Source organism: Pantoea sp. ICBG 985 (assembly GCF_002928365.1).
GTDB classification, from domain to species: domain Bacteria; phylum Pseudomonadota; class Gammaproteobacteria; order Enterobacterales; family Enterobacteriaceae; genus Pantoea; species Pantoea dispersa.
In genome coordinates this window covers 14,723-33,167 of the sequence record NZ_POWM01000005.1, presented here as the reverse complement: position 1 = coordinate 33,167, position 18,445 = coordinate 14,723, and the positions used below count along the sequence as shown (strand labels likewise).

The window sequence follows — 18,445 nt, the reverse complement described above, 5'->3', positions numbered from 1 at the left end:
TTGAACGTAGACGAAACGCCACGGCACGCTAAGATTTCCTGACAAAGCGCTGATTGCTTTTAAGCACCGATTCCGTTTTGATAACGGCTGATGGAAACCTTACGAAGGGATAAGAATGCGTAACTTAGTGAAATATGCGGGCATCGGCCTGCTGGTGTTAGGCCTGGCGGCGTGTGATCAGAAGAAAGACGACACGGCGGCAAACAGCAACGGCGCCAGCGCCAGTCAGTCAGCACAGACAGTAAACCTGATGGACGGTAAGCTGAGCTTCAGCCTGCCAGCAGGCATGTCAGATAAGAGCGGCAAGCTGGGTTCGGAATCCACCAATATGCACGTGTATGCCGATGAAACCGGCCAGCGCGCAATTATCGTGATTGCGGGCGATCCGACCAGTGAAGCACTGGATGCGCTGGCTCAGCGTCTGGAGCAGCAGCAGCGCAACCGCGATCCGCAGCTGCAGGTGGTGTCGAACAAAGCGGTGACGCTGAAAGACCAGCCGGCACAGCAGCTGGATACGGTGATTTCCGCCAATAACCAGACCTCCTGGTCCTCGGTTATTCTGGCGAAGGTGGACGGTAAACTGCTGACGCTGCAGATCACCCTGCCCGCCGACAATCAGCAGCAGGCGCAGAGCGATGCCGATGCGATTGTGAAGAGTATTACTCTGAAGTAAGTTTGCACCAACGGTAGCGGCGCGATTTATCGCGCGTTGTTAAAAACCGCGCAATGAATTGCGCCGCTACAGAATGTGCCTCGTTTATAACCTCACCGGCGAAATATGCCAGATCTCATCCGCGTACTCCTGAATGGTACGGTCGGCGGAGAAATAACCCATATTGGCGATGTTCAGCGCCGCACGCCGCTGCCACTCTTCCGGCTGACGATAAAGCTTATCCACCTTATCCTGGGTATCCACGTAACTGCGGTAATCAGCCAGCAGCTGATAGTGATCGCCAAAGTTGACCAGCGCGTCGAACAGGTTACGGTAGCGCCCCGGCTCCTGCGGGCTGAAGACGCCGCTGGCGATTTGCGTCAGCGCCTGGTGCAGTTCCGCATCCTCTTCATAGTATTTGCGCGGGTTATAGCCCTCAGTGCGCAGCTTCTCCACCTGCGGCGTGGTGTTGCCGAAGATAAAGATATTCTCTGCGCCGACGTGCTCGCGCATCTCCACGTTGGCCCCGTCCAGCGTACCGATGGTCAGCGCGCCGTTTAGCGCAAATTTCATGTTACTGGTGCCGGAGGCTTCGGTGCCGGCGGTAGAGATCTGCTCGGAGAGATCCGCCGCCGGAATGATGATCTGCGCCAGGCTGACGCCGTAGTTAGGGATAAACACCACCTTCAGCTTGTTCTTCACCTGCGGATCGTTGTTGATCACGTTGGCGACATCGTTGATCAAGTGAATGATGTGCTTGGCGACGTAATAGGCCGACGCCGCTTTCCCGGCGAAGATATTGACGCGCGGCACCCACTCTGCGGTCGGATCGGCTTTGATGCGGTTGTAACGCGTGATGACGTGCAGCACGTTCAGCAGCTGACGTTTGTATTCGTGAATACGCTTGATCTGCACGTCGAACAGCGCCTGCGGATCCAGCACGATATCCATATTCTTCGCCACCCACTCCGCGAGGCGCTTTTTGTTGGCGAACTTGGCATCGGCAATCTGTTCAATAAACGCCGGATAGTCAATGTGCGGCACCAGCTCGCTCAGCTGAGCCAGATCGGTACGCCAGGTGCGGCCAATCGCGTCATCCAGCACCTCTGACAAGGCCGGGTTGGCCAGCGCCAGCCAGCGGCGCGGCGTCACGCCGTTGGTTTTATTGCAGAAGCGCCCCGGGAACAGGCGGGCAAAATCGGCGAACAGCGACTGCACCATCAGATTAGAGTGCAGCTCCGACACGCCGTTGACCTTGTGGCTAACCACCACCGCCAGCCACGCCATGCGGATGCGGCGACCATCGTTTTCGTCGATGATCGAGATGCGCGCCATCAGATCCCAGTCGTCCGGATAGTAGTCCTGAATGGTCTTCAGGAAGTAGTCATTGATTTCGAAAATGATGCTGAGGTGACGCGGCAGGATCTTGCCGATCATGTCCACCGGCCAGGTCTCCAGCGCTTCGCTCATCAGCGTATGGTTGGTGTACGAGAACACCTGGCAGGTGACTTCAAAGGCGTCGTCCCAGGTAAACTTGTGCTCATCAATCAGCAGACGCATCAGCTCGGGAATCGCCAGCACCGGATGGGTATCGTTGAGGTGGATGGCAATTTTGTCGGCCAGGTTGTCCCAGGTTTCATGCATCTGCCAGTGGCGATTGAGGATATCCTGCACCGTGGCGGAGACGAGAAAATACTCCTGGCGCAGACGCAGCTCGCGTCCGGAGTAGGTCGAGTCATCGGGATAGAGCACGCGCGACACGTTCTCCGAGTGGTTTTTATCTTCCACCGCCGCGAAGTAGTCGCCCTGATTAAACTTGCCGAGGTTGATTTCGTTACTGGCCTGCGCGCCCCACAGCCGCAGCGTGTTGGTGGCATCGGTGTCGAAGCCAGGGATGATCTGATCGTAGGCCATCGCCACGATCTCTTCGGTCTCAACCCAGCGCACCCGGCTGCCTTCATGCTGCAACCGCCCGCCAAAACGCACTTTGTAGCGGGTGTTAAAGCGCTGGAACTCCCACGGGTTGCCGTACTCCAGCCAGTAATCCGGCGATTCACGCTGCTGGCCGTCAACAATGTTCTGTTTGAACATGCCGTAATCGTAGCGAATGCCGTAGCCGCGCCCGGGCAGGCCCAGCGTGGCCAGCGAGTCGAGGAAGCAGGCCGCCAGCCGGCCAAGACCGCCGTTGCCGAGCCCGGGGTCGTTCTCTTCTTCCATCAGCTCGCTGAGGTCGAGTCCCATCTCATCCAGCGCCTGATTGAGGTCGTCATAGATACCCATCGCCAGCAAGGCATTGCCCAGCGTGCGCCCCATCAGAAACTCCATCGACAGGTAATAAACCTGGCGCACATCCTGCGACAGTTGCGCACGGCTGGAGCGCAGCCAGCGCTCCACCATGCGATCGCGTACCGCCAGCAGCGCGGCGTTCAGCCACTCATGCTTGTTGGCGATCGACGGATCTTTACCAATGGTAAACATCAGCTTATAGGCGATTGAGTGCTTGAGGGCGTCAACCGTCAGCGTGGGTGAGGCATAGGTGAAAGGTGCGTTCATATGCGGTATCCCAATCTCTCATTACAGCAAGCGTTGATAAAGATCGCGGTAGGCTTGTGCTGCCACCTGCCAACTAAAATCCATCCCCATCGCCTGGCGCTGAACATAACGCCAGAGTGAAGGACGGGACCATAAAACAAAAGCACGACGAATCGCGCGCAGCAGTGACCAGGCATTGCTGTCTTCGAAGCTGAAGCCGCTGGCTACGCCGTCGGCGAGGTTTTCCAGCGAGCTGTCCTGTACGGTATCCGCCAGTCCACCGGTGCGCCTGACCAGCGGCAGCGTGCCATATTTCAGGCCGTACAACTGCGTCAGACCGCACGGTTCGAAACGGCTGGGCACCATAATGACGTCCGCGCCACCGACAATGCGGTGCGAGAAGGCTTCGTGATAACCAATTTGCACGCCGACGCTGCCCGGATGCTCAGCGGCTGCGGCGAGGAAGCCCTGCTGCAGTTCCGCATCGCCCTGGCCCAGCAGCACCAGTTGCCCGCCCTGAGCCAGCAGTCCCGGCAGCGCTTCCAGCACCAGATCCAGCCCTTTCTGTTTGGTTAAACGGCTGATAACGCAGAACACCGGCACTTTGTCATCGACCTTCAGCCCCATGGCAATCTGCAGCTGACGTTTATTCTCCGCTTTGCTCTCCAGCGTGTCGCGGTCGTAGCGGGCAGTGAGCAGCAGGTCGTGTGCCGGATCCCAGATGCCGGGATCGACGCCGTTGAGAATCCCGCTCAGCCGTCCTTCGCGCAGCCGCTGCTCCAGCAGCGCTTCCATGCCGTAGCCGAACTCCGGCCGGGTGATCTCCAGCGCATAGGTCGGGCTGACGGCAGTTATATGATCGGCATAAAACAGGCCGGCCTTTAGGTAAGAAATCTGGCCGTAGAATTCCAGCCCGTGCATTTCAAAATAGGCGCGCGGGATCTGGATTTCGTCCAGATGCCGCGCGGAAAACAGCCCCTGATACGCCAGGTTATGCACGGTAAACACCGTTTTCGCCGGACGTCCGCGTGCGGCGATATAGGCCGGAGCCAGACCGGCGTGCCAGTCGTGCGCGTGCACGATGTCCGGCTGCCAGTAAGTATCCAGCCCGCTGGCCAGCTCGGCCGCCATCCAGCCGAGCAGCGCAAAGCGCAGGTAGTTATCGACATAGGCAAACTGCGACGTATCGTGGTACGGGCTGCCGGGACGATCGTACAGTCCCGGCGCATCAATCAAATATATCCCCACGCCGTTGAAGGGCCCAAACAGCAAGCGGACCGGCCCGGCAAAGGTTTGCAGCTCCGCCACCACTTCGGTATCAGGAATCCCTTTACGCAGATCCGGAAACGCCGGAATCAGCACCCGCGTGTCCATACCTTCGGCAATTTGTGCCTGAGGCAATGCGCCGACGACATCAGCCAGTCCGCCGGTTTTTAGCAGCGGGAAAAGCTCTGAACAGACATGTAAAACCTGCATCCTGAACCCCTATTGTGTTATCGCCCGCGTTCCACGCGGCAATGTTCTTTGCCTTTCGTCACTTACTGACCCGCAGCGGCCAATTTGGCCAGCATGGCGCGCGTCACCAGTACGATGCCCTCTTCTGAACGGTAAAAACGGCGACTATCCTCATCCGGATTTTCGCCAATCACCATGCCTTCCGGAATGACGCAGGCACGGTCTATGACGCAGCGACGCAAACGGCACGATCGCCCGATAACCACATCGGGCAGCAGCACCGCCGAATCAATATTGCAAAACGAGTTAACGCGCACGCGCGGGAACAGCACCGAATTCACCACCACCGAGCCGGAGATAATGCAGCCGCCGGAGACCAGCGAGTTCATGGTCATGCCGTGACTGCCGGATCGATCCTGGACAAATTTGGCCGGCGGCAGCGGCTCCATGTGGGTACGAATCGGCCATTCGTGGTCATACATATCGAGTTCGGGCGTCACCGAGGCCAGATCGAGGTTGGCGCGCCAGTAAGCTTCCAGCGTACCGACGTCGCGCCAGTAAGGTTCCGCGTTTTCGTCGTTCTGTACGCACGACAGCGTGAAGGAGTGCGCGTAGGCTTCGCCGCTGGCGACGATCTTCGGCAGCAGATCTTTACCGAAATCGTGGCTCGAGTCGGCGATCTGCAAATCCTCCTCCAGCAGCTCATAGAGGTAATCGGCGTTGAACACGTAAATGCCCATGCTGGCCAGCGCTTTGCTGTCGTCGCCCGGCATGGACGGCGGCTGCGCCGGTTTCTCAACGAAATCGATTACATTGTTGTCCGCATCGACTGCCATCACACCAAACGCGGTGGCCTCATGCAGCGGTACGGGCAGACAGGCGATGGTGCACTTAGCGCCACGATCGGCGTGGTCGAGCAGCATGCGCGAGTAATCCATTTTGTAGATGTGATCCCCGGCGAGAATCACGATGTACTGCGCGTTATAGCGGCGAATGATGTCGAGATTCTGCGTGACCGCATCGGCGGTACCGCGATACCAGTATTCGGTCGAGGCGCGCTGCTGCGCCGGCAGCAGATCGACAAACTCATTCATCTCTTCGTTGAACAAGGACCAGCCGCGCTGAATGTGCTGCGTCAGCGTATGTGACTGATATTGGGTGATGACGCCGATGCGCCGAATCCCGGAGTTGATACAGTTGGAGAGCGCAAAGTCGATGATGCGGAACTTGCCGCCGAAGTGCACGGCAGGCTTGGCGCGTTTGGCGGTAAGATCTTTCAGGCGCGTACCGCGCCCGCCAGCAAGGATCAGGGCAACCGTCTGTGTAGGGAGCTGGCGCGCCAGCATCAGGGGGTCGTTTCTATCTAATTTCACCATGTCTGACTCCTTATGATTGCTTTAGGAACACACACACGCCGTGTGCGGGCCCGTGCCAGACAGTTGTCAGGATGGGGTTATCTTCCCCGGCGAAAGGAGGAATGGCTCGCCATTCTCCGTCTGGTAAGGCAAGGTCACTCACCGAATCCGTGGCGTTTATCGTTAGTAACCAGCGGCCGGAGAGCAGGATCTGCAGTCTGTGCATCCCCTGTTCCCACTCATCCCTTTCCAGTGGTTTGCCGCTGGCATTCAACCACTGCACGTTGCCATCGCCCTCCTGCCACCAGCTGTCCTGCGTCAGCGCGGGAATATGCTGACGCAGCCGGATTAACGCGGCAGTGAAGTCGACCAGTCCAAAATCATCCTGTTGCCAGTTCAGCCAGGTGAGCGGATTATCCTGACAGTACGCATTATTGTTGCCGTGCTGGCTGTGACCGCGTTCGTCACCGGCCAGCAGCATCGGCGTGCCCTGCGCCAGCAGCAGCGTGGTCAGCAATGCATGCACGCTGCGCCGCCGCCGCTCGACCACATCGAAGTTGCCCTGCAGCCCTTCAAAACCATGGTTATGGCTGAAATTACTGCTGCTGCCGTCGCGATTATCCTCGCCGTTGGCCTGATTATGCTTCTGGTTATAACTCACCACGTCACGCAGCGTGAAGCCGTCGTGCGCGGTGATCAGATTAATGCTGGCGTGCGGCAGACGCGCCGCGCGCTGAAATACATCGCTGGAGCCGGCAAAGCGGCGGGCAAAATCACCGTTACTCAACTCACCGTGCAGCCAGTAGCGGCGCGCCGTATCGCGAAAATGGTCGTTCCATTCGGCGAAGCCGGGCGGAAAGTTGCCCACCTGATAGCCGCCGGGGCCGATATCCCAGGGTTCAGCGATCAGCTTCACCTGCGACAGCACCGGGCAGGCCTGCATGGCCACAAACAGCGGCGCATCCTGGCGATAATCCGGCGTGCGCCCGAGCACGCTGGCCAAATCGAAACGAAAGCCGTCAACGTGGCAGGTTTGCACCCAGTAACGCAGCGCGCCCAGCGCCCAGTCAAGCACCTGCGGATCGCTGAGGTTCAGCGTATTACCGCAGCCGGTCCAGTTGTGATATTCACCGTTATCGCCCAGCCAGTAATAGCTGGCGTTGTCGACGCCGCGCAGCGACAGTATCGGGCCAATCTCTTCCAGTTCGGCGCTGTGGTTGAACACCACGTCCAGAATCACTTCAATGCCCGCCGCGTGCAGCGCTTTTACCGCCTGCTGAAACTCCTGCAGCGGCGTCTGGCCCGCTTCACCCGCCGCGTAATGCGGATGCAGCGCCCACAGCGCAAACGGGTTATAGCCCCAGTAGTTGCTCAGGCCGAGCCGTTGCAGGCGCGGCTCGCTGGCAAACGCGGCTATCGGCAGCAGCTCCAGCGCGGTGATACCCAGCCGGCGCAGATAGCTCACCATAGCAGGATGCCCCAGCGCCGCATATGTCCCGCGTAGCCTTTCCGGAATTTCCGGATGCTGCTGCGTCAGGCCGCGAACGTGCGCCTCGTAAATCACCGTCTTGCCCCACGGCGTGCGCGGCGCACAATCGTCCTGCCAGTCAAAATCGTCGGCGATCACCAGCGATTTGGGCGCAACGCCAGCGCTGTTGGCATCATCCTGCTGCCACTCACCACCCAGCAGGCGCGCGTCGTCTGGCACCGCGCCAGACACCGCTTTGGCACAGGGATCGACCAGCAGTTTGGCCGGATTGAAACGATGACCGCGCTCTGGCTGCCACGGCCCATGCACGCGGTAGCCATAGCGCTGGCCCGGCTTTAGCGCCGGAACATAGCCGTGCCAGATGTCACCGCTGCGCGCCGGCAGAGGGAAGCGTTGTTCACTCCCCTGTTCATCAAACAGGCACAGCTCCACCCGCTCCGCGTGGCGCGAGAACAGCGTAAAGTTGACGCCGCGCCCGTCATAATGGGCGCCCGGCGGTACCGGCTGGCCCGGCTGGAGCATCAATCGCCCTCCCGCACCAGCCACAGTGTGGCGAGCGGCGGCAGCGTCAGGCTTAGCGACTGCGCGCGCCCGTGGCTGGCGATGTCATCGGTATGGACGATACCGTGATTGCGCAGATCGCTGCCGTGATAATCATGCTGATCGGTGTTCAGCACTTCGCGCCAGCCGCCGCGCTGATTCACGCCGAAGCGATAGTTGTGGCGCGGCACCGGCGTAAAATTACTGGCGACAATCAGTTCGTTGCCCTCGCGGTCGCGGCGCACAAATACAAAGACCGAGTTTTCGTGATCGTCGACCACCAGCCACTCGAAGCCGCTGGCATCGAAATCGAGCTGATAGAGCGGCGAAAAGTGGCGATAGCTGTGGTTCAGGTCACGTACCAGACGCTGCACGCCGTGGTGCCAGTTATCCAGCCCCTCCAGCAGATGCCAGTCGAGGCTGGTGTCGTGGTTCCACTCGCGTCCCTGAGCGAATTCGTTGCCCATAAACTGCAGTTTTTTGCCGGGAAAGCCCCACATCCAGCCGTAATAGGCGCGCAGGTTGGCAAACTTCTGCCAGGTATCACCCGGCATGCGGTCAAGGATCGACTTTTTGCCGTGTACCACTTCGTCGTGCGACAGCGGCAGCACGAAGTTTTCCGTGTAGTTGTACAGCATGCCGAAGGTCATCAGCTGATGATGGTAGCGGCGATGCACCGGATCGAGCTTCATGTAGTCGAGGGTGTCGTGCATCCAGCCGAGGTTCCATTTGAACCAGAAGCCCAGCCCGCCATCTTCGGATGGCCGCGTCACGCCCGGATAATCGGTAGACTCTTCCGCCACGCTGATGCTGCCGGGTGCGGCGCGGCCCAGCGTGCGGTTGGTATGGCGCAGGAAGGCAATGGCTTCGAGGTTTTCACGGCCGCCAAACTGGTTAGGTACCCACTCACCCTCTTTGCGGCTGTAGTCGCGATAGATCATCGACGCCACCGCATCGACGCGCAGGCCATCAATGCCGAAGCGCTCCATCCAGTACAACGCATTGCCGGAGAGATAGTTGCTGACCTCGCGTCGGCCAAAGTTGTAGATCAGCGTATTCCAGTCCTGATGGTAGCCTTCGCGCGGATCGCTGTGCTCGTACAGCTCGGTACCGTCGAATTTGGCGAGGCCAAAATCGTCGCTGGGGAAGTGGCCTGGCACCCAGTCGAGCAGTACGTTGAGACCCGCCTCGTGGGCAGCGGCGATAAAGTGACGAAACTCATCGCGCGTGCCGAAGCGGCGCGTCGGCGCGTACATGCCGAGTGGCTGATAGCCCCAGCTGCCGTCGAACGGATGCTCGTTGATCGGTAACAGCTCGATATGGGTAAAGCCCATCTCTTTGACATAGGGCACCAGCTGTTCGGCCAGCTCTTTGTAACTCAGCCAGAAATTGTTGTCGGTGTGGCGACGCCACGAACCGAGATGCACCTCGTAAATGGAGATCGGCTGGTCAAAGCCGTTGGCGATTTTGCGCTGTGGCTGCATCTCCAGCTTCGGCGGCAGGCCGCAGATCATCGAGGCGGTCTGCGGACGCATTTGCGCCTCGAAGGCGAACGGATCGGCTTTGATGCGCATCTGACCGTGCGCATCAATGATCTCGAATTTGTACAGCTGGCCGTTAACCGCGCCGGGGACAAACAGCTCCCAGATGCCGAGTTCGCGGCGGAAACGCATCGGATGGCGGCGGCCATCCCAGAAGTTAAACTCGCCCACCACCGAAACGCGCTGCGCGTTCGGGGCCCAGACGGCGAAGCGCGTGCCGGCAACGCCATCAATGGTGGTGCCGTGCGCGCCGAGCGTTTCATACGGCCGCAGGTGCGTGCCTTCGGCCAGCAGCCAGGCATCCATCTCCGCCAGCAGCGGGCCAAAGCGGTAGGCATCGTCGATCAGGTTTTGCTGGCCGTGCCAGTTGACTGCCAGCTGGTAGCGAAACAGGTTTTTACGGCGCGGGATCACGCCGCTGAAGAAGCCGCGCGAATCAAGACATTTAAGCTGGGCGCATTTGCGGCCGGTGTTGGTTTCAATCACCCAGACTTCGGATGCATCCGGTAACAGCGCACGCACTTCAAGACCTTGTGTGGTCTGGTGCATCCCCAGTACTGAGAAGGGGTCGGCATAATTCCCGGCGAAAAGGGCATTGATCGCATGGCGATCGGGAAGCTCTGACATGACTTTCTTCCTATGATTTTTTGCGCAGGCGACCGGAGAGACAGGATTGTCGCTATAGGTGCGCTGCTTTTCATGAGCCATACATACAGCAGCAAGGAAGGACACCCTCCGTGGGAAAGATCCTGGCCGTGTACAACAACTATTCCATTCGCAAAGTAAAAACAGTTAACAACCGGCACATCACTGTTAAATCATAGCTTGGGGTTGGCAGAAGCCAGGGTGGAACGCAAAAAATTGTTATCGGGCGAGCAAAAAGGGGAAGCTGATCACTTGTCGGGCGCAATTTGGGTTAAGTTTTGCACTCCCGTGGAAAGAAAAAAGGCCGGGAAACCCCGGCCTGTCTGGATTCGCGCTGCGCTTAGTCAATCAGCAAACGCAGCATGCGACGCAGCGGTTCGGCAGCGCCCCACAGTAACTGATCGCCGACGGTAAAGGCCGACAGATACTCCGGCCCCATGTTCAGCTTACGCAGACGGCCCACCGGCGTGGTCAGCGTGCCGGTCACCGCGGCGGGCGTCAGTTCACGCATGGTGATGTCGCGATCGTTCGGCACCACTTTCACCCACTCGTTGTGCGCGGCCAGCAACTGTTCGATTTCGTTCAGCGGCACATCTTTCTTCAGCTTCAACGTGAACGCCTGGCTGTGGCAGCGCAGCGCGCCGACGCGCACGCACAGGCCATCGACCGGAATGGTGTGACGGGTCGAGAGAATTTTGTTGGTCTCCGCCTGGCCTTTCCACTCTTCGCGGCTCTGGCCGTTGTCCAGCTGCTTGTCGATCCACGGGATCAGGCTGCCGGCCAGCGGTACGCCGAAGTTGTCGGTCGGCAGCGTGCCGGAACGGGTAAAGTCAGTCACGCTGCGCTCGATGTCGAGAATAGCGGAGGCCGGATTTTGCAGCGAAGTCGCAACGTGGTCGTGCAGCATGCCCATCTGGGTCAGCAGTTCGCGCATATGGCGCGCGCCGCCGCCGGAGGCCGCCTGATACGTCGCCACCGACGCCCACTCGATCAGGTCGTTAGCGAACAGTCCGCCCAGCGACATCAGCATCAGGCTGACGGTGCAGTTACCGCCGACAAAGGTTTTGATGCCGCTGTCGAGGCCCTGACGAATCACCTGATGGTTGACCGGATCAAGAATAATGATGGCGTCATCTTTCATGCGCAGCGTGGAGGCCGCATCAATCCAGTAGCCCTGCCAGCCGCTCTCGCGCAGCTTCGGGTAGACTTCACTGGTATAATCGCCGCCCTGGCAGGTGATGATGATATCCAGCGCCTTCAGCGCCTCAATATCAAACGCATCCTGCAGCGCACCGGTCGACTTACCGCCAAACGTCGGCGCAGCCTGACCCAGTTGCGAAGTGGAGAAGAAGACCGGATTGATCACATCGAAATCGCGTTCTTCGCTCATACGTGACATCAGCACAGAGCCGACCATGCCACGCCAACCAACAAAACCTACATTCTTCATTTTCTGTCCGTCTCAGGAACTCGGGCCGGGGCCTGGGTGGTGCGAAAAAAGACCAGCGCCAGCAACGCGCCAGTCTGCGTAATAATCAGGTTTACCTATGACCCACAACTCTACAAAATGCAGCACTTCTGGCAAGTGAATTAATTCGATTGCGCTAACTTTTTCAGCAGTACAACTTATAACGGCTGTGGCCGACCTGAAGGGATGGTTTACCTCTGATGACTGAAATGATATCCGCGACCATATTGTTGCTGTTGATTATGGACCCGCTGGGCAACCTGCCGATTTTCATGTCGGTGCTGAAGCACCTGGAGCCGAAGCGCCGCCGCGTAGTGCTGATGCGCGAGATGCTGATCGCCTTGATTCTGATGCTGCTGTTCCTGTTCGCCGGTGAACGCATCCTGGCGTTTCTTAATCTGCGCACCGAAACGGTATCGATTTCCGGCGGCATCATTCTGTTTCTGATCGCCATTCGCATGATTTTTCCGTCCGGCGAGACCAGCACCAGCGGCCTGCCCGCCGGTGAAGAGCCGTTCCTGGTGCCGCTGGCGATCCCGCTGGTCGCCGGGCCCTCACTGCTCGCCACCCTGATGCTGCTGTCACACCAGTATCCCAATCAGATGACGCACCTGGTCGGCGCCCTGCTGATTGCCTGGGGCGTCACGGTAGTGATTCTGCTGATGTCCGGCCTGTTCCTGCGCCTGCTGGGGGATAAAGGCGTCAACGCGCTGGAGCGATTAATGGGCCTGATCCTGATTATGCTGGCGACGCAGATGTTCCTGGACGGGATTCGGGTTTACCTGAAACTGTAATGTTTCGCGTTTGCGGTCGCCATGAATGGCGACCCTACAAGATTATTGCGCGTTTTGCTGAGGGCGCATTTATTGCGCCTCTGCAAGATCATTGCGCGTATTTGTAGGGTGCGCATTTATGCGCACCGGCATCAACAGGACGATGGTGCGTAACCGATCGCCATTGATGACCACCGGTACGCATGCCCCGTTATTTCTGCTTCTTCTCAATCGTTTTACCCGACCAGTAACCCGCCAGCAGCGAACCGGACAGGTTGTGCCACACCGAGAACAGTGCGCCGGGCAGTGCGGCCAGCGGTGAGAAGTACAGTTTGCCTAGCGTGGCCGCCAGTCCGGAGTTCTGCATACCGACTTCCAGCGCCAGCGTGCGGCAGGTGGATTCGTCAAAGCCAAACAGCTTGCCACCCCAGTAGCCGCCGAGCAGCCCAATGGCGTTGTGCAGGATTACCGCCGCGATCACCATCAGCCCTACCGAGCCGATAAAGCCCTGGCTACCGGCGACCACCGCGCTAATGATCAGCAGAATACACACCATCGAAAACGCCGGCAGATACGGCTCAACGCGGCGCACCACGCTGTTCATGGAGTGGTGAATAATCAGGCCAAGCCCAATCGGGATCACCACGATTTTGACGATGCTGAGCAGCATGCCCACCACATCAACCTGAATGTGGGTATCTACGTAGAAGCGCGTCAGCAGCGGCGTCGCGAACACACCCACCAGCGCCGAAACCGAGGAGATGGTCACCGACAGCGCCACATCGCCCTTCGCCAGATAAATCATCACGTTCGAGGCTGTCCCGCTGGCCACGCTGCCGACCAGGATCATCCCGGCGGCCAGATCCGGCGGCATCTGGAACAGTTTCGCCAGCGCCCAGGCCGCCAGCGGCATCACCAGATAGTGCAGGAACGTGCCGGCAACCACCGGTGCCGGACGCACCAGCACGCGTTTGAAATCGTCAATGTTGAGCGTCACGCCCATGCCGAACATGATCAGCATCAGCAGGTAGGTTACCCACGGCCCGATGCCGAGGAAGGTGGACGGCGAATAATAGGCTGCAACGGACAGCAGTACGGCCCAGAGCGGAAACAGGCGGGTGAGTTTGGCGAGCATGAAGAAATGTCCTTAGCGTTTTACTTAATTGGTTTTTTGCCACAGATGAAACGGCGCGCGGGGAACGACCGCAGCGACCTGCGCCGGATCATAACATTTCATTATCATAAGCGTGGCCGACGACAGAAAATGCCTATCGGCTGCTAAAGATCGCCGGGCAGGCATAGGCATTCCGCTGGCATTTGTCCGAAATAGCGTCAGGCTGAACGGCAGAAATAAAAAAAGCCGGACATTGTCCGGCTTCAGGTGACTTATGCGTCAATTAAGATTCGAACAGATTCTTATGCAGCGCGCGCACCACCTCTTCCGCGTCCGGCGTTGGCACCAGGAAGCACAGGTTGTAGCTGCTTGCGCCGTAGCAAATCATGCGCAGGTTAAACGGCTCCAGCGCGCCGAATACCTCTTTGCCGACGCCGCAGGCTTTCGACAGGTTGTTGCCGATGATCGCCACCAGCGCCAGATTCTCTTCCACTTCCACCCGGCACAGGGATGAGAGCTCGGTCAGCAGCGCCTGGGTCAGCAGACTGTCGGCGGTGCTGGTTGAACCGGTGGTATCCAGCGTCAGCGCCACGCTCACTTCCGAGGTGGTAACCAGATCAACCGAAATACTGTGGCGCGCCAGGATAGCAAACACTTCCGCCAGGAAACCGTGCGCGTGCAGCATGTTCAGGCTGTGCAGCGTCAGCAGCGTCTGTTTGCGCCGCAGCGCCAGTGCGCGGAACAGCGGCGGATTTTTAGTCTCGTTGCAGACGCGCGTGCCGCCCGCCGCCGGATCTTTACTGGAGCCGACAAACACCGGAATATCACTGCGCACCGCCGGCAGCAGCGTCGCCGGATGCAGCACTTTCGCGCCGAAGATCGCCATCTCCGCCGCTTCTTCAAAGGTGATCTCTTCGATGCGTTTCGCCTGCGGCACCACACGCGGGTCAGTGGTGTAGATGCCCGCCACGTCGGTCCAGATATCCACACGCGTCGCCTGCAGCGCTTCGCCGAGCAGCGCAGCGGTGTAATCGCTGCCGCCACGGCCGAGCGTGGTGGTGCGGCCTTTGCCTTCGCTGCCGATGAAGCCCTGCGTGATCACCAGCGCTTCTGCGGTGCGCGGCTGCAGCTGAGCCGCTGCCAGCGTTTTCAGCTCGGCCACATCCGGCTCGGCGCGGCCGAAACGGTCGCTGGTGCGCATCACTTTGCGGACGTCAAACCACTCGGCATTCACCTGGCGCTCGCGCAGGATCTCGACGAACAGCAGGCTCGACATCAGTTCGCCGTGGCTCACCAGCTCATCGGTTAGCGCGGTCGAACGGGCTAAGGCCGCCGCTTCCGCCAGCATGATGATGTTCTCCAGCATGCGATCAATCTCCTGACGGATGACGTCCGGCGACTGCAGGCGATCGATGATGGCGTATTGAATGGTGCGGATTTGATCCAGCAGATAAGCGCGCTGCTCGAGTTCCTGGCCTTCAGCCAGCGAAACCAGCAGGTTAGTCACGCCCGCCGAGGCAGAGAGCACCACCAGACGGGTATTGGCATCAGACAGCACGACGTCCGCGCTGCGGTTCATGGCATCGAAATCGGCAACGCTGGTGCCGCCAAATTTTGCCACGATCAACGATTGAGACATGTAACAAAACCTCGTGTCAGGTTATCTCCTCCCATTCGCGGAAGAGAAGATCGGGTAACAGCCTTGGCACAAGAGAAGAGCAGAATTGGACAGACAAGATCAGGAGATGAGTCACCAAAAGCACTTCACCTTGCGAAACGTCCGACTGCGGACGCTTCTGGTGACAACCCAGAGGATTCAGCCCCTGCAGCCGACAGCACAACACTCCGCATGTTGCACCACCTCGGCGTCGCACCCCCTGATGTGTTCTCGCCGGATACGGATCCTCAAACACACTGCCTGGGCGACGCGCCTCTTCTGGCTTGCACCCGGAGGTGCAAGTCGCGCGCACAAAATACTGATTAATTGTTCCGCTGTCCAGCCTTGCGGCGCCGGGAAAATTCATTTTTACACTTATGCAGCGCATTGCTAAACAAACCCGGCAGCCGCCAGCCGCCTAAAGTAGTCAGCGGTGCGAAAAAACCGGTGTTTTGCTGATGCCGCGCAGAGTAATGCGCGGCGAACCGGCCGACAATCGCCGCCGGATTTACCTGAAACGCTGCGGCTGGCGTCACAAATTTTTTCCTTTCAGTTGCAACTGTGGTCATACTGAAACGCGTGCAAGCCGTAACAAATGCTCAGCATGCCGGGCCAGACAGGATGCGCCCGGATGGAATGACGGTTCTTATATCAACAAGAGTGTTGCCATGAAAAATATCAATCCGACACAAACCGCAGCCTGGAAAGCGCTGCAGCAGCATTTTGATCAGATGAAATCGGTAGAGATTGCCGACCTGTTTGCGCAGGATGCCGATCGTTTTGCGAAATTCTCTGCCACCTTTGATGATCAGATGCTGGTGGATTTCTCAAAAAACCGCATCACCCAGGAAACCCTCGACAAACTCCAGGCGCTGGCGAAAGAGACCGATCTGGCGGGCGCCATCAAATCCATGTTCTCCGGTGAGAAGATTAACCGCACCGAAGATCGCGCCGTGCTGCACGTGGCCCTGCGCAACCGCAGCAATACGCCGATTCTCGTGGATGGCAAAGATGTAATGCCGGAAGTGAACGCGGTGCTGGCGAAGATGAAAGCCTTCTCAGAGCGCATCATCAGCGGCGAGTGGAAAGGCTACACCGGCAAGCCGATTACTGACGTGGTGAACATCGGTATCGGCGGTTCAGACCTCGGCCCGTTCATGGTGACCGAAGCGCTGCGTCCGTATAAAAACCACCTCAACATGCACTTTGTTTCCAACGTTGATGGCACGCACATTGCCGAAACGCTGAAACCGCTTAGCCCGGAAACTACGCTGTTCCTCGTGGCGTCGAAAACCTTTACCACGCAGGAAACCATGACCAACGCCCACAGCGCGCGCGACTGGTTCCTGAACACCGCCGGCGATCAGCAGCACGTGGCGAAGCACTTTGCCGCGCTCTCAACTAACGCGAAAGCGGTCGGCGAATTTGGTATTGATACCGCCAACATGTTCGAGTTCTGGGACTGGGTCGGCGGCCGCTACTCACTGTGGTCCGCGATTGGTCTGTCGATCATCCTGTCCATCGGCTTCGAAAACTTCGAACAGCTGCTGAGCGGCGCGCATGCCATGGACCAGCACTTTGCGAACACGCCAGCGGAGCAAAACCTGCCGGTGCTGCTGGCGCTGATCGGTATCTGGTACAACAACTTCTTCGGTGCCGAAACCGAAGCGATTCTGCCGTACGACCAGTACATGCACCGTTTTGCCGCTTACTTCCAACAGGGCAACATGGAATCCAACGGTAAGTACGTCGACCGCGACGGCAACCCGGTGGATTACCAGACTGGCCCAATTATCTGGGGTGAACCCGGCACCAACGGGCAGCACGCGTTTTATCAGCTGATCCATCAGGGCACCAAGCTGATTCCATGCGACTTCATTGCGCCGGCGCAGACCCACAACGCGCTGGCCGATCACCACCAGAAGCTGCTTTCCAACTTCTTTGCTCAGACCGAAGCGCTGGCGTTTGGTAAAGCCCGCGAGGTGGTAGAGAAAGAGTTTACCGATGCCGGTAAATCAGCGGAGTCCGTCGCGCATATCGTGCCGTTCAAGGTGTTTGAAGGTAACCGCCCGACCAACTCGATTCTGCTGCGTGAAATTACTCCGTTCAGCCTCGGCGCGCTGATTGCGCTGTACGAGCACAAGATCTTCACTCAGGGCGCGATTCTCAACATCTTCACCTTCGATCAGTGGGGCGTTGAGCTGGGCAAACAGCTGGCTAACCGCATTCTGCCGGAGCTGGAAAACGATGCGCAGATTAACAGCCACGATAGCTCCACCAATGGCTTAATTAATCGCTACAAATCCTGGCGTTAATTTCACCCCCAGGCTCATCAGGCGGCAGCACATGCCGCCTTTTTTTTGCTCCGATATACCGCCCCGCGGAAAATAAGCGGATTTTGCTGCCACGCTGCGGTTAGATAATTCTTAAAATGCCCTAAGGAAAATCGGAAGATGCCATCATGCGTGGCGGGCTTATCTGATAAAAAATGGATCTGATTTGTCCACCTCATCCACCTAAGCAACTGATTAAATTTGCCTTTCTATTTTAACCCTTTCAGGAAAATCTGATTATTCCTATTCCGTGCCATTTTTTAATGCAAAAGTGAAAAATGCTGCTGTGCTATAACGTCCTGCGTAAATATTCCAGCCAGCGAAAAAAGCGCAATTAAAAAAAGCAGCTAACGCCAATTCGCCTTATTTATCACCAGAAATGTCCTGCTTAATCCCCCTCTTTTTCTGGCGCTGAACTCTGGTAATTTGTTGCCCTATACTGAACGCGCCTTCAAGGCTGCCCTGAATACTTCCCCGCTGTCGCCCGGCGGCCCGGGAAACATTATTGCGCGCTGACCACGGTTAGCCAGCTGCATGCGGCCCAGCGGCCATCGGACGGCAGCGTACGGTATGACGGGTAATATCCTTCATTCACGTTTTATCAAGATGCAGGAAACGTTGTTATGAAAAAACTGATGGTTGCCGGTGCAGCCTTACTTTACGTTGCCGTTTCTTCCGCTGCGATTGCCGCACCGGAAGAAGCCGGTGCTGCAGCAGGCGCGCAGGCGGGAGCAATCTCGACCGGTGCGACCACCGCTGTGGGTATCGGCGCACTCGGTGCGTTAGTGGGTCTCGGCGTTGCCGCTGCTGGCGGTGGCGACGGTGCAAATACCGGTACAACAACCACTACCACAACGAGCACCACTCGTTGATGTAGCACCTTTAAACATA

The 18,445-nt window shown here is 58.3% G+C and carries 12 protein-coding genes and 1 riboswitch; of the genes, 4 read left to right on the top strand and 8 right to left on the bottom strand.

The features are described 5' to 3' along the window. The first annotated feature begins 115 nt into the window (after positions 1-115). On the top strand, positions 116-673 hold the full coding sequence (locus tag C1Y42_RS15455; RefSeq protein ID WP_059009882.1) for a DcrB family lipoprotein: 558 nt from the start codon (positions 116-118) through the stop codon (positions 671-673). A gap of 84 nt (positions 674-757) precedes the next feature. Here C1Y42_RS15455 and glgP read toward each other — a convergent pair whose 3' ends face one another. The 6 genes from glgP to asd all read right to left on the bottom strand — a co-directional run bounded on the left by glgP (position 758) and on the right by asd (position 11,659). Then, positions 758-3,205, bottom strand: coding sequence for a glycogen phosphorylase (gene glgP / locus C1Y42_RS15450; RefSeq protein WP_058769996.1), 2,448 nt, complete (start codon positions 3,203-3,205; stop codon positions 758-760). Between the two features lie 21 nt (positions 3,206-3,226). Then, on the bottom strand, positions 3,227-4,660 hold the full coding sequence (gene glgA, locus C1Y42_RS15445; protein WP_058757589.1) for a glycogen synthase GlgA: 1,434 nt from the start codon (positions 4,658-4,660) through the stop codon (positions 3,227-3,229). Positions 4,661-4,722: 62 nt separating this feature from the next. Next, positions 4,723-6,015: a glucose-1-phosphate adenylyltransferase gene (gene glgC / locus C1Y42_RS15440; RefSeq protein ID WP_104093898.1), complete on the bottom strand. Its 1,293-nt coding sequence runs from the start codon at positions 6,013-6,015 to the stop codon at positions 4,723-4,725. A 10-nt stretch (positions 6,016-6,025) separates the two neighbouring features. Continuing rightward, positions 6,026-8,005, bottom strand: a complete 1,980-nt coding sequence (glgX, locus tag C1Y42_RS15435) for a glycogen debranching protein GlgX (RefSeq protein WP_104093897.1) — start codon at positions 8,003-8,005, stop codon at positions 6,026-6,028. Next, positions 8,005-10,191, bottom strand: coding sequence for a 1,4-alpha-glucan branching enzyme (glgB, locus tag C1Y42_RS15430; RefSeq protein WP_058757592.1), 2,187 nt, complete (start codon positions 10,189-10,191; stop codon positions 8,005-8,007). Before glgB ends, glgX begins: the two co-directional genes overlap by 1 nt. Before the next feature lie 358 nt (positions 10,192-10,549). Continuing rightward, on the bottom strand, positions 10,550-11,659 hold the full coding sequence (asd, locus tag C1Y42_RS15425) for an aspartate-semialdehyde dehydrogenase (protein WP_104093896.1): 1,110 nt from the start codon (positions 11,657-11,659) through the stop codon (positions 10,550-10,552). A gap of 218 nt (positions 11,660-11,877) precedes the next feature. On the opposite strand from asd, the gene C1Y42_RS15420 reads away from it, so the two are divergent. Continuing rightward, positions 11,878-12,471: a YhgN family NAAT transporter gene (locus C1Y42_RS15420; protein ID WP_031279795.1), complete on the top strand. Its 594-nt coding sequence runs from the start codon at positions 11,878-11,880 to the stop codon at positions 12,469-12,471. 190 nt (positions 12,472-12,661) lie between these two features. Here C1Y42_RS15420 and panS read toward each other — a convergent pair whose 3' ends face one another. Then, positions 12,662-13,585 (bottom strand): ketopantoate/pantoate/pantothenate transporter PanS, encoded by a 924-nt coding sequence (gene panS / locus C1Y42_RS15415; protein WP_058769993.1) that lies wholly within the window; start codon positions 13,583-13,585, stop codon positions 12,662-12,664. A 262-nt stretch (positions 13,586-13,847) separates the two neighbouring features. Beyond that, positions 13,848-15,203 (bottom strand): lysine-sensitive aspartokinase 3, encoded by a 1,356-nt coding sequence (gene lysC / locus C1Y42_RS15410; RefSeq protein WP_021508028.1) that lies wholly within the window; start codon positions 15,201-15,203, stop codon positions 13,848-13,850. A 110-nt stretch (positions 15,204-15,313) separates the two neighbouring features. Beyond that, positions 15,314-15,508, bottom strand: a riboswitch (Lysine riboswitch). Between the two features lie 381 nt (positions 15,509-15,889). Here lysC and pgi point away from each other — a divergent pair. Continuing rightward, positions 15,890-17,536, top strand: a complete 1,647-nt coding sequence (gene pgi / locus C1Y42_RS15400) for a glucose-6-phosphate isomerase (RefSeq protein ID WP_021508030.1) — start codon at positions 15,890-15,892, stop codon at positions 17,534-17,536. A gap of 641 nt (positions 17,537-18,177) precedes the next feature. Continuing rightward, positions 18,178-18,426, top strand: a complete 249-nt coding sequence (yjbE, locus tag C1Y42_RS15395; protein ID WP_021508031.1) for an exopolysaccharide production protein YjbE — start codon at positions 18,178-18,180, stop codon at positions 18,424-18,426. Positions 18,427-18,445 lie beyond the last annotated feature (19 nt).